At 30.1% G+C, this 12,652-nt stretch carries 10 protein-coding genes; 9 read left to right on the top strand and 1 reads right to left on the bottom strand.

The window, feature by feature from the left end:
* The first annotated feature begins 2 nt into the window (after positions 1-2).
* The 9 genes from gyrB to Q0J35_RS04230 all read left to right on the top strand — a co-directional run bounded on the left by gyrB (position 3) and on the right by Q0J35_RS04230 (position 12,022).
* On the top strand, positions 3-2,321 hold the full coding sequence (gene gyrB, locus Q0J35_RS04190) for a DNA topoisomerase (ATP-hydrolyzing) subunit B (RefSeq protein ID WP_297193411.1): 2,319 nt from the start codon (positions 3-5) through the stop codon (positions 2,319-2,321).
* 22 nt (positions 2,322-2,343) lie between these two features.
* On the top strand, positions 2,344-3,024 hold the full coding sequence (locus Q0J35_RS04195) for a hypothetical protein (RefSeq protein WP_297193413.1): 681 nt from the start codon (positions 2,344-2,346) through the stop codon (positions 3,022-3,024).
* Positions 3,025-3,164: 140 nt separating this feature from the next.
* Positions 3,165-4,259, top strand: coding sequence for a Cj0814 family flagellar-dependent secreted protein (locus tag Q0J35_RS04200; RefSeq protein ID WP_297193415.1), 1,095 nt, complete (start codon positions 3,165-3,167; stop codon positions 4,257-4,259).
* 191 nt (positions 4,260-4,450) lie between these two features.
* Positions 4,451-8,029: a pyruvate:ferredoxin (flavodoxin) oxidoreductase gene (gene nifJ / locus Q0J35_RS04205; RefSeq protein ID WP_297193417.1), complete on the top strand. Its 3,579-nt coding sequence runs from the start codon at positions 4,451-4,453 to the stop codon at positions 8,027-8,029.
* Positions 7,998-8,333 carry a hypothetical protein gene (locus tag Q0J35_RS04210; protein WP_297193419.1) on the top strand — a complete coding sequence of 112 codons (336 nt, stop codon included), beginning with the start codon at positions 7,998-8,000 and terminating at the stop codon, positions 8,331-8,333. The genes nifJ and Q0J35_RS04210 overlap by 32 nt, the downstream gene beginning before the upstream one ends.
* Positions 8,329-9,723, top strand: a complete 1,395-nt coding sequence (gene mshL, locus Q0J35_RS04215) for a pilus (MSHA type) biogenesis protein MshL (protein ID WP_297193573.1) — start codon at positions 8,329-8,331, stop codon at positions 9,721-9,723. Before Q0J35_RS04210 ends, mshL begins: the two co-directional genes overlap by 5 nt.
* Positions 9,720-10,397 carry a hypothetical protein gene (locus Q0J35_RS04220; protein ID WP_297193421.1) on the top strand — a complete coding sequence of 226 codons (678 nt, stop codon included), beginning with the start codon at positions 9,720-9,722 and terminating at the stop codon, positions 10,395-10,397. Before mshL ends, Q0J35_RS04220 begins: the two co-directional genes overlap by 4 nt.
* A gap of 3 nt (positions 10,398-10,400) precedes the next feature.
* Positions 10,401-10,970 (top strand): transformation system protein, encoded by a 570-nt coding sequence (locus Q0J35_RS04225; RefSeq protein ID WP_297193423.1) that lies wholly within the window; start codon positions 10,401-10,403, stop codon positions 10,968-10,970.
* 8 nt (positions 10,971-10,978) lie between these two features.
* Positions 10,979-12,022, top strand: coding sequence for an AI-2E family transporter (locus Q0J35_RS04230; RefSeq protein WP_297193425.1), 1,044 nt, complete (start codon positions 10,979-10,981; stop codon positions 12,020-12,022).
* Here the strand turns inward: Q0J35_RS04230 and thyX are convergent.
* Positions 12,019-12,633, bottom strand: coding sequence for an FAD-dependent thymidylate synthase (gene thyX / locus Q0J35_RS04235; protein WP_297193427.1), 615 nt, complete (start codon positions 12,631-12,633; stop codon positions 12,019-12,021). The genes Q0J35_RS04230 and thyX overlap by 4 nt on opposite strands.
* Between the last annotated feature and the right edge of the window lie 19 nt (positions 12,634-12,652).

The following is a 12,652-nucleotide window of genomic DNA, read 5'->3' on the forward strand; positions in this document are numbered from 1 at the left end:
AAATGCAAGAAAACAAAAACTATGGCGAAAGTAATATAAAAGTCTTAAAAGGTCTAGAAGCCGTCAGAAAAAGACCTGGTATGTATATAGGAGATACAAACATAAATGGTCTTCATCATATGATATACGAAGTGGTCGATAATTCAATAGATGAATCAATGGCTGGACACTGTGATGATATAAAAATAGAACTAACAGAAGAAGGAAGCTGTATAGTTACAGATAATGGAAGAGGTATTCCTGTTGGAATCCATCCAAGTGAAGGAATTCCAACCTTAACAGTTGTTTTAACAGTTCTTCACGCTGGAGGTAAATTTGACAAGGATACTTACAAAGTATCTGGAGGTTTGCACGGAGTTGGGGTTTCTGTAGTGAATGCTCTTTCAAAGAAATTAATAGCTACAGTTAAAAGAGAAGGTAACATATACAGACAAGAATTCGAAAAAGGCAAACCAACAAGTGAGCTTGAAATAATAGGCAAGACAAATGAAACAGGAACTATAATAGAATTTTGGCCTGATGATACTATATTTGAAGTAACAAATTTTGACTATGAAATTTTAGCTAAAAGATTTAAAGAGCTTGCTTATCTTAATCCAAAAATAAGTATAAAATTTAAAGATGATAGGACTCAAAAAGAAGAGCTTTTTCATTTTGATGGAGGAATTTCACAGTTTGTAGAAGATATGAATAAAAAACAAGCCTTAACAAAGGTTATATCTTTTAATAAACATGAAGATGATGTAGAAGTTGAAATTGCACTTCTTTATAATGAATCTTATAGTGAAAATTTACTATCCTTTGTTAATAATATAAGAACTCCAGATGGAGGAACTCACGAAGCAGGTTTTAGAATAGCTTTAACAAGAGTTATAACAAACTATATAGAAGCAAATGCAAATTCAAGAGAAAAAGATAGCAAAATAGTTGGAGATGATATAAGAGAAGGCTTGATAGCTGTTATTAGCGTAAAGGTGCCAGAACCACAGTTTGAGGGTCAAACTAAAGGTAAGCTCGGTTCTTCTTATGTTAGACCTATAGTTTCAAAGGTAAGTTTTGAATATTTAAGTAAATATTTTGAAGAAAATCCGAACGAAGCAAAAGCTATAATGAATAAAGCTTTAATGGCGGCAAAAGGTAGAGAAGCAGCTAAAAGAGCAAGAGAGCTTACAAGAAAAAAAGATAGTTTAACAGTTGGGACTTTACCAGGAAAATTAGCTGATTGTCAAAGTAAAAATCCAAGCGAGAGTGAAATTTATCTTGTAGAAGGTGATTCTGCGGGTGGTTCAGCAAAGCAAGGTAGGCAAAGAAGTTTCCAAGCAATCTTACCTTTACGTGGAAAAATATTAAATGTTGAAAAAGCAAGACTTGATAAAATTTTAAAATCAGAACAAATTCAAAATATGATAACAGCATTTGGCTGTGGAATAAGTGAAGATTTTGATATAGAAAAGCTAAGATATCATAAAATCATAATAATGACAGATGCTGATGTAGATGGTTCTCACATACAAACTTTGCTTTTAACTTTTTTCTTCCGTTTTATGAAAGATCTAGTTTTAAATGGGCATATTTATTTAGCACAACCGCCTTTGTATCGTTATCAAAAAGGTAAAAAAAGAGAAATTTACTTAAAAGATGAAAGAGCTTTAAATGACTATTTAATAGAAACAGGCATAGAAAATTCTAATTATGAAGGTATAGGTCTTAATGATTTAAAAGATTTCTTAAAATTAGTTGCTCTTTATAGATCTATATTAAAAGACCTTGAAAAAAGGTTTTCTGTAATATCTGTTGTAAGATATTTAATAGAAAATGAAGAACTATTAAAGAAAACAAATGAAGAACTTTTTAACATTATAAAAAATTTCTTAGAAAAACAAGGCAATAATGTCTTAAATTCATATTTAAGTGATGAGGAATTAAGAATTTTTGTTCAAACTGAAAATGGACTTGAAGAGCTTATCATAAATGATTATTTGTTCTCAAATCCTTTATTTCAGGAAGGAATCCATCTTTATAAAAAGATAAAAGAAAGAGATTTAGATTTTAAAAGAGATATATTAGATATACTAGAGGAAGTGGAGAAAAATGCCAGAAAAGGTGCTTATATACAAAGATATAAAGGACTTGGTGAAATGAATCCAGAACAACTTTGGGAAACTACTATGGATCCAAGTAACAGAAGATTACTTAAAATCACGATAGAAGATGCAATTAGTGCAAATGATACTTTTAATCTATTTATGGGTGATGATGTAGAACCAAGACGCGAATACATACAAAGACACGCAAAAGATGTTAAACACCTAGATGTATAGTTTTTTGTAAAAGGTAAATTTTATGCTAATCTCAAATAAATACTATTACGAGGACTATACGCCCATAAAAAAGCTTTTGGAAAGAGAGATTCCAAAGGCACAGGATTATATAAGACCTGATGGCACTGTAATAAAAGGCGAAACCATAGATATGTTTAATAGATCTATGCCTATACTAGCTAAAATGATGTATGAAGCTAGAAAAGATATACCTATATATGAGGGATCTTTAAGAGATCAATCTCTAAAAGGAGAGCTTAGTTATAAAGATGAATTGAAACTTTATAGCTGGGTTCAAGAAAATTATATAAAGGATATGTTTTTTGAAAATTCTTTAAATGAGGATATAAGTGTAGAAATTGAAAGAATTTTGAGAAACTCTTTTTCTATAAACGAATTTAAAGAAAAATGGCTTGAATTTAAAGAGCAAAAAGATAGTGAGTTTAAAGCTTTAAAACAAGAAAATGAAGAGCTTGTACAAGATGATAAAAATTTACATTCTAACATAGATTTAAATGATGAGAAAAAAACCTTCACCCCCATACAAGCTGAAAGTAAAAGTGAAACTTTTACTTATGATGATATAGCTAAGAATTTCTTTTTAACTTTCTTAGAGAATGAAAGAAAAAAGGGGACTGATGTATTAGAATTATTACAGAATTTATTTAAGGTAGATAAGAATAAAGTTGATTTAAAGGCTTAATGTATAGAAGTAAAAAGTAAATTTAAGAGTTTGAAATTTAAATTACTTTTTTTACACAAGATGTAAATTTAAACACTAAATTTTATAAAGCTATTTTCAAATTTGACGATTTAAACACAAGTAAATTTTAAAGGCTAGGTATGCTTTCTTTTGTATCTAATAATTTAAATTTATACAGCCTAAATTTAGAAAATATTAAAAATCAAACTTCATCTTTAAACACAAATCTAAACCAAAATCTAGTAAAACCCAAAAGCCAAGCTGTAAGTGAAATTCTAGGATATGGTGTAGATAGTGAAGGCTTTTTTACAAGTGATTTTAATGAAGCGGCAGGACTTCCTAAGGATTATAGGATAGAGTATAAATCTGTTGAAAGTATAATAAAAACTTACGAGCAGAGCGGGCTGTTTCTAAGTATAGACATAGCAAAGAGTATGCAAAATGCTTATAAGGTTTTTTCTGCTTTAGTAGATGATAAAAATGTTAATTATTTTACAAAAAACGATATTGCTAATCTTCCTTTGGCTTTTACTTACGACAAAACTACTTTTAATATAAACAAATTGCATTATAATCAAAATGAGTATGATGAAGCATTGAATCTTGAAACTAATCTTAAAATTTATCAAAATCCTACTTACACGTCCTTGCTGTTTTCATCGCCTGAAACAAATTTAAACTACAAGAACAATATCGTTTCAAAAGCTGAAGTTTTTATGGCTTTTCTTGAAGATAAATCTTTCTTGATAGAAGGAGAAGTTAGCATATTAGGAAAACTTAATGGCTATGATAAAAATATGAACTTAGATGATATAGAAAATTTAAATAACTTTGTTTTTAAAGAAAACTCTGGCTTTATATTAAAAGGTGGTGGGGATAGTATAGACGATTTGTTAAAAAAGAGTCTGGAATTTTATGATTTATTAAAAAAACACACAAATATAGATGAGTTTAAAAAAGCAACTGAAATTTGGTTAAAAGAAAATACTTTGGAGCAAAACCATACACACTCGACAAACAATCCAAATAACAATAACCCGACTCCTAAAGAAAATAAAAACTCCTTCACCCCCATACAAGCTGAAAGTAAATCTCAAACTTTTACTTATGATGATATAGCTAAGAATTTCTTTTTAACTTTCTTAGAGAATGAAAGAAAAAAAGGAAATGATGTATTAGAATTATTAGAAAAGTTATTTAAAGTAGATAAGAGTAAGATAGATTTGAAAGTGTGAAAAGATTGTAAAAAAACTCACTATTTTATATACAACAAAATTCAACTTACAAAATGAAACAGTTAGTAATAAAGTTTTATAGTTTTAACAAAAAATTAAGCAAAAAAAAGATAGGATTTAAAATTAAGCCCTATTATGGTTTTAAATGCCTTAAATTTGGCACTCTTTAAAATTTATTTATAAGGTTATTTATGTCTAAGATTATGAAAACTATGGACGGTAATGAAGCAGCCGCTTATGCTTCTTACGCCTTTACTGAAGTTGCTGGTATTTATCCTATAACCCCTTCTTCTCCTATGGCTGATTATACAGATGCTTGGTCAGCTGAAGGTAAAAAAAATCTATTTGGAAATACAGTAAGAGTTGTTGAAATGCAAAGTGAAGCCGGTGCTGCTGGGACTGTTCACGGTTCTTTGCAAGCTGGAGCTTTAACCACAACCTACACAGCCTCTCAAGGTCTGCTTTTAAAGATACCAAATATGTATAAAATAGCAGGACAACTTTTGCCTTGTGTTATACACGTTGCTGCACGTTCTTTAGCTTCACAGGCTCTTTCTATATTTGGAGATCATCAGGATATTTATGCCGCAAGACAAACAGGTTTTGCTTTGCTTTGTTCGCACAGTGTGCAAGAAGTTATGGATTTAGCTGGTGTAGCTCATTTATCAGCTATTAAAGGCAGGGTTCCATTTTTGCACTTTTTTGACGGTTTTAGAACAAGTCACGAAATTCAAAAGATAGAGCTTATGGATTATGCTCATTTTGATAGACTTTTAGATAGAGACGCTGTTCGTCAGTTTAAGGAAAACTGTTTAAACCCAGAAAAACCAAAAACAAGGGGAACAGCCCAAAATGATGATATATATTTTCAAACTAGAGAATTAGTAAATAAATACTACAATGCTTTACCCGACATAGTTAATGATTATATGAAAGAAATTTCAAATATAACAGGTAGAGAATATAAACCATTTACTTACTATGGAGCTAAAGACGCTACCAAGATCATCATAGCTATGGGTTCAGTTACACAAACCATAGAACAAGTTATAGATTTTCTAAGTTCAAAAGGTGAAAAAGTAGGTCTTATAAAGGTTCATCTTTATAGACCATTTAGTTTAAAATATTTCTTTGATGTTATGCCTGATACTGTTGAAAAAATAGCAGTTCTAGACAGAACAAAGGAACCGGGCAGTATAGGAGAGCCTTTATATTTAGACGTTAGAGCAGCTTTCTATGAAAGAGAGAAAAATCCTATAATAGTCGGTGGAAGATATGGCCTTTCTTCAAAAGATGTAGATCCTTCTCAAATTATAACTGTATTTGAAAATTTAGAACAAGATAAACCTAAAAATAATTTTACTATAGGCATAGTAGATGATGTAACTCACACTTCTTTGCAAGTAAATGAAAAAATTTCACTTAGCAATGAAAGCACTACAGAGTGTTTATTTTACGGTCTTGGAGCCGACGGAACTGTAGGTGCAAATAAAAATTCTATAAAAATTATAGGTGATAATACAGATTTCTACGCACAAGCTTATTTTGCTTATGACTCTAAAAAATCAGGTGGTTATACTAGATCCCACTTAAGATTTTCTAAAAAGCCTATAAGATCTACTTATCTTGTTTCAACACCGCATTTTGTGGCTTGTTCTGTTTCTGCTTATCTTGAAACCTATGATGTTTTAGCAGGTATTAGAGAAAATGGAACTTTTCTTTTAAATAGTATTTGGAGTGCTGAAGAAACCGTAAAACATATACCAAATAAAGTAAAGAAAATTCTAGCTCAAAAAAATATTAATTTCTACATAATAAATGCTACAAAATTAGCTAGAGATATAGGACTTGGTAATCGCACTAATACAATTATGCAATCAGCATTTTTTAAATTAACAGGCATAATAGACTTTGAAAAAGCAAAAGAATATATGAAAAAATTAGCCTACAAAACATACAGCAAAAAAGGTGATGCTATAGTTGAAATGAATTACAAAGCTATAGATGTAGGGGGAGACGGTCTTGTAAAAGTGAAAATTGAACCTGATTGGGTAAATTTAAAAGATGAAGAAAAGATTGATTCTGCTACATATAAAGGCACAGAATTCGTAGAAAATATAGTAAAACCTATGAACGCTGCCAAAGGAGATGAATTAAAAGTATCTGATTTTCTCGGTTACGAGGATGGAAGCTTTGAACACGGAACTACTGAATTTGAAAAAAGAGGCGTAGGGGTTATGGTGCCTCGCTGGATAGAGTCAAACTGTATACAGTGTAATCAATGTGCTTCTGTTTGCCCTCACGCTGTTATACGACCTTTTTTAATCAATGATGAAGAATTTAATAAAGCTCCAAATGGAGTAAAAGATCATTCTCTTGAAGCAAAAGGAACAAAGGGAGAAAAGCTCAAATTTAAAATTCAAGTATCGCCTCTTGATTGCACTGGTTGTGAGCTTTGTGTCCAAGAATGTCCTACTAAGGAAAAATCTTTGGTTATGGTGCCTCTTGATGAAGAAATTGAATTTGGAGAGCAAGAAAATGCAGATTATCTTTTCAAAGAAATAAGCTATAAAGATAATATCTTATCAAAAGAAGTTTTAAAAGGTGCACAGTTTTCACAGCCTTTATTTGAATTTCACGGAGCTTGTCCAGGTTGCGGAGAAACACCTTATATAACTCTTATAACTAGGTTATTTGGCGAAAGAATGATGATAGCAAATGCTACAGGCTGTAGTTCTATATATGGCGGTTCAGCACCTTCTACTCCTTATAGAAAAAGTGTTGCAAGCGGACATGGACCAGCTTGGGCGAATTCTTTATTTGAAGATAACGCTGAATTCGGTCTTGGTATGCATATAGCCACACAAAATATAAGAGCCGGTATAGAAAAAATAATGCAAGAAAATATGCAATCCGTCCCTAATGCCTTATCAGCCTTGTTTAAAGAATGGATAGCAAACAAAGAGAATTCAACAGCATCTTTAGAGCTTAGAAATCAACTTGTTCCATTACTTGAGGCAAATGCAAAAGGAAATAAGGCTATACAAGATATATTAGAATTAAAACATTTTTTAAGCAAGAAATCTCAATGGATATTTGGTGGAGATGGTTGGGCTTATGACATAGGTTATGGCGGTTTAGATCATGTTTTGGCTAGTGGTGAAAATGTGAATATCCTTGTTTTAGATACTGAAGTTTATTCAAATACCGGAGGTCAAAGCTCAAAATCATCAAGAACAGGTTCTGTTGCACAGTTTGCAGCTTCTGGTAAGCCTGTTCAAAAGAAAGATTTAGGACAAATCGCAATGACTTACGGCTATGTTTTTGTAGCTCAAGTAAATTCAAATGCTAATTATAATCATCTTTTAAAAGCTATAATAGCAGCTGAAGCTTATGATGGTCCTTCCTTGATTATTTGTTATTCTCCTTGTATAGCACATGGTATAAAAGGCGGTCTTGGATATTCTGGCTCACAGGGCGAATTAGCTACAAAATGTGGATATTGGCCTTTATATACCTTTGATCCTAGACTTCAAGATGAAGGAAAAAATCCTTTGGTTTTGGCTGGAAAAGAACCTGATTGGGATCTTTATGAGCAGTTTTTACTTAATGAAGTTAGATATAATTCTTTAAAGAAAAGCAACCCAGAACACGCTTCTGAACTATTTGAAAAAAATAAAGCCGATGCACAAAGAAGATATAGGCAGTTAAAAAGACTTGCTATATCTGATTTTAGCGATGAAAAGGGTCAAAGACATAAAAAAGATTAGTTTATTTATACTCCTAATATCCTTTTTAAATGCGGATATTAGGACATTTTTAAATACAAAAGCTCAAATAACAGAGCTTAAAAACCCATTTTTTGACTATGCAGTAGAAGAAAAATTATTTCTACAAGCTATTTTAAACGACAGAGCCAAAATACAAGATAATTGGTATTCTGTCGGAGAACACATAGAAGGCGTGTCTGCAAGAATTATAGATATAAAAAATGGTATTGTTTTTTTAGAAAAAGACGGTGAAATTTTACAGCTAAAGCCTGAAAGGAAATCTTATAAAATTATCATTAATTAGTATCACATTTTCTATCATTTTATGCTTTAATTTATACGCAAATTGTAGCGCCAAGCTATTTGATGTAGTTTTACTTGAGGAGTTAAGCACAGGGGAAATTTTGGAAAATTTTTCCCAACTTTGTTCCTTTAGTATAGTATTAAAAGATGAGCTTGCTAAAGAAAAGTTAAATTCTTTACAAAAAAATATAAACGCACAACAAATTAGCTTAGATGAGCTTTTCAGACTTATCATAAGAGAACAAAATTTGCACTATGATTTTGATGGAAAAGTTTTAAGAATAGCAGGCATAAAGACGAAAAGCTTTAAGTTAAATTATATAAGCTCTGTTAGGGAAGGACAAAGCATAACAAAGGCTTCTGTAGATTCTAAATCTATACAAAGTGATTATTCAAATACAGAGCTTAATTCAGATGATAATATGATAAAAAGCTCGGAAAAATTTGATTTTTGGCAGACTATGGAAAAGGAAATAGCTGCTATACTTAGCAGTGAAAACGAACAAGCAAAAGCACCTATTATTAATCAAAATGCTGGTTTGATTACAGTAAGTGGCACAGCAAACCAAATTCAAAGAGTGCAAGAGTATATATCATCTTTGCAAGACAGACTTAAAAAACAAGTTATAATAGATGTAAATATAATAGCAGTTAGCCTAGATGAAAGCAGCTCAAGCGGTATTAATTGGCAAAATTTTTCACTCTCTTTTGACTCTCTTGCGTCAAATTCTAATCCTAGCTCACTAAATTATACAAACAATAATGGCTTTGTTTTGAATTTAGGTTTTAATTCCTCTGCAAATTTAGATTCTATTATGAATTTTTTAAAACAAAACGGAAAAACAACTATTTTATCTAATCCAAAGCTAGTAGCACTAAATAACCAGCAAGCTATCATTTCAGTAGGCGATACTATAAACTATCAAGTAAGAGAAAGTTCAAAAAGCACCGAAAGTGGCACAACAGTAAGTGAAAGTTATAATAATTATTCTATTTTTGTTGGAATTTTACTAAATATATTGCCAGAAATTTCTGATGATGGTAAGGTAATGCTTAGGATAAATCCATCTTTAAGCTCTTTTAAATACGCTCAAGATAATCAAAGGCAAGAAGCACCGCGTGTGATTGCTCCTGATACCGTGCAAAAAAAGCTTTCAACTGTAGTGCAAATGGAAAATAATCAAACTCTAATTTTAGGAGGTTTGATAAGCCATAATGATTCCCTTGATGAAAGTTCTGTAAATTTCTTCTCTAAAATTCCAATTTTAGGTTATCTTTTTAGCGGTAGCAATAATGTAAAAAATTCTACAGAAATAGTTTTTATAATAAGACCTATGATAGTTAATGCAAAACAAAACCCTAGCTTAAAAGATTTGGATTTTTCTATATGAGTGCTTTTGTAAATTTAAAATCCCAACTTTTTATCCTAGATTCTCTTAAAAAAAGCATAGATGATAAGGATAAGCTTATATTATTGATCGGTAAAAGTGGTAGCGGCAAAAGCTTTTTGCTAGAGCATTTAAGCAATGATATAGAGCTTTTTTTATTTTTAAAACCTTTTTTTAATGAAAAAGAATTTAGCGAAACTGTTTCAAATACGCTTTTTGGTAGTCGTTTAAGTTTTAATAAGCTTTACGATATGATAAAAAATTCCAAAAAAAATTTTATTTTAGCCTTTGATGAACTTGGTATGTATGATGAGGAAATTTTAGAAAGACTTAGACTATTAAGTGAGCTTAAAAATTTACAGCTTATACTAAGTACGCATAAAAAGCAAAAAATTTTGGAAAAAGAGCATTTTTCAAGCAGGATAAGTAAAGAATTTGCTATTTGCAAACTCGATATAAATGAGCTTTTTTATTATGTTAGTATTAAGCATTCTAGCAATTTATGTAAAAAAAGTTTAAAATTTTTAGCAAAGATTAGTCTTTTAAATTTAAGAACTGTAGATAAAATTTTAAAAACATTTAATGAAATAAAGCTTTATTATAATAAAATGGGTAAAAATAAAAAGGATTTATTTATATTAAAACTTTGTGCTTTACATTATGGATTATTGAGGTAAAATATGAATACAACTCAAATTCAAGAATTAGAGCAAAAATATAAATCTTACATTTTAAAACTTTTTTTAAAAAAAACATTTTTTGCTTGCATCTTTTTGCTTGTATCTTTTTGCTTGTATCTTTTTTTTAATGAGTATGAGGAACAAAAACAAAATTTAAATTTAGCATTAAAAGAGAAAAAGGAATTAAATAAAAGATTAGAACAAGCTAGAATAAAAGAGCAAAAAACGCAAATTTTACAGGAAAAAAAACAAGTAAAAAATGCCTCAAAAGAAAAGAAAATTCAAATCACAAGCTATAACGTAAATAGCACAAATTTAAAGAAAAAATTCTATGACAAAAAAAGTGTTGATATAGCTATATCTTTGTCTAGATTTTATATGCATAAAAAAGATTATGAAAAATCTATATTTTGGAGTTTAAAGGCTAATTCTTTAGATAAAAATTCAAAGGAATCTTGGTTGCTTTTTGCGGAAGCTAAAAAAGCTTTAGGCAAGGAAGAGGAAGCTAAAAAAGTTCTTAAAACATATACTGATTTTTATGGTTTTGAGGGTGTAAATTTCGATTTTTAGGAGACTTTATGCAAAACGGTAGATTTTTTTTTATAGGCTTTATTTTAGTTGTTCTCTGTTTAATTTTATATCTTTTTAAGGATTTTTTGCTTGTCATATCTATAGGTTGTCTTATGGCTGTTGCAACCTCCAATATAAACGTATATTTTTTAAAAAAATTTAAGGGTAGGAAAATATTATCTGCTACTTGCACCACTGCACTTGTTTCTTTGTTTTTAATAGTCCCATTTTTATATGCACTTTTTAAACTTGGTATCAGCATTAAAAATTTTGACTATACTATCATCACAAATACTATTGATTTTATTAAAAACTATCACATAAATTTGCCACAGTCTTTGGATTTTTTAGAGCCTAAAATCAGAGAATTTATAGCTAGTTTGGATTTAAATTCTATATCTAGAAATATTTTTGCGTACTTTAGTAATTTTACCAAAACAGCTGCCAATGTAGTTACTGATATAGCTTTAATATGTGTTTTTTATTTCTTTGCAAATCTATATGGAACAGAACTTGTTCTTTATCTGAAAACTATAATTCCTATAGATAAAAAAGAATTAGATGAGGTTTTATCAGAGGTGGCTAATGTTATGGCTGTTGTGCTTTATTCTATGATTTTAGCAGCTATATTGCAAGGAGTTCTTTTTTCTTTCATGGTTTCATTTTTTGATTATGATGGACTGTTGTGGGCTATACTTTTTGCATTTTCATCTTTAATACCTGTCGTTGGAGGAGCTTTGGTTTATGTTCCTTTAAGCATTTATGAATTTGCTTCAAAAGATATTTATGCCGCACTTTGGATACTTATTTATTCTATGGTAGTTATCTCTTTTTTAGCTGATAATTTTATAAAACCTCTAATTATAAAATGGATAAATGAAAAGCTAGTAACAAAACCTACCAAGATAAATGAACTTTTGATATTCTTAGCAATGCTCGCTGGAATTTCTAGTTTTGGCTTTTGGGGGATTATACTAGGACCAGCTATACTTACTTTTTTTATATCTACCTTAAAAATGTATGTTATATTAAAGGAAAAAAACTTGCTTTAATCCCTAGTTATACAGCCTTCAAATATAAATTTATGCTCACTTGGCAAAGCTTCAAATATAGCCTTTGCCAAGTCTCTTATTTCCCAAAGAGCCGATTTAGAACTTCTTAAACTTAAAAAATTTTGCAAAGATCTCGCATTTATACTCCAAGTAAGCTCTGTTTTATAGCTTTCGGGTAAGCAGTATTTAGCTATATCTAAACTTATTCCCTCGTTTAGTATTTTTCTTAAATTTTCAAGTGCTTTTACAGAAGCCATATCTACCGTTTCGTTACCTGTTAGGACTAGGTATTTTTGTGAATTTTTATTTATATTTTTAAATTCTTCTTCTTTTCTTAATTCTTTTAGCGTATATCTCGTGCTTTTTACACTTAAACTAGCGTGTCTATGCCTTGCTAATTCTTGCAAACAAGCCCTTGAAATACCTTGTATATAAAATGTGTAATTTAAATGTTCTAATGTAGAAGCGTGTTTAAATTTGTTTCCTACCCTATCTATAAGCTCCTTATCTATATCTCCTCCGCCATCTCCTTTTTCAAAACTTTGCCAACAAGTCCTTATGGCGTGAGAGCATACTGATATATTAGTGTAGGAAAGTAAAGTTATTTGCATAAAATTATCCTTTGTTTTT

Source organism: uncultured Campylobacter sp. (assembly GCF_944323605.1).
Lineage (GTDB): Bacteria > Campylobacterota > Campylobacteria > Campylobacterales > Campylobacteraceae > Campylobacter_D.

Coding starts and splice junctions, on each gene's coding strand:
- gyrB (WP_297193411.1), top strand. CDS start 3: ATGCAAGAAAACAAAAACTATGGCGAAAGTAATATAAAAGTCTTAAAA.
- thyX (WP_297193427.1), bottom strand. CDS start 12,633: ATGCAAATAACTTTACTTTCCTACACTAATATATCAGTATGCTCTCAC.
- Q0J35_RS04210 (WP_297193419.1), top strand. CDS start 7,998: ATGAAAAGGGTCAAAGACATAAAAAAGATTAGTTTATTTATACTCCTA.
- Q0J35_RS04200 (WP_297193415.1), top strand. CDS start 3,165: ATGCTTTCTTTTGTATCTAATAATTTAAATTTATACAGCCTAAATTTA.
- nifJ (WP_297193417.1), top strand. CDS start 4,451: ATGTCTAAGATTATGAAAACTATGGACGGTAATGAAGCAGCCGCTTAT.
- Q0J35_RS04195 (WP_297193413.1), top strand. CDS start 2,344: ATGCTAATCTCAAATAAATACTATTACGAGGACTATACGCCCATAAAA.
- Q0J35_RS04230 (WP_297193425.1), top strand. CDS start 10,979: ATGCAAAACGGTAGATTTTTTTTTATAGGCTTTATTTTAGTTGTTCTC.
- Q0J35_RS04225 (WP_297193423.1), top strand. CDS start 10,401: ATGAATACAACTCAAATTCAAGAATTAGAGCAAAAATATAAATCTTAC.
- Q0J35_RS04220 (WP_297193421.1), top strand. CDS start 9,720: ATGAGTGCTTTTGTAAATTTAAAATCCCAACTTTTTATCCTAGATTCT.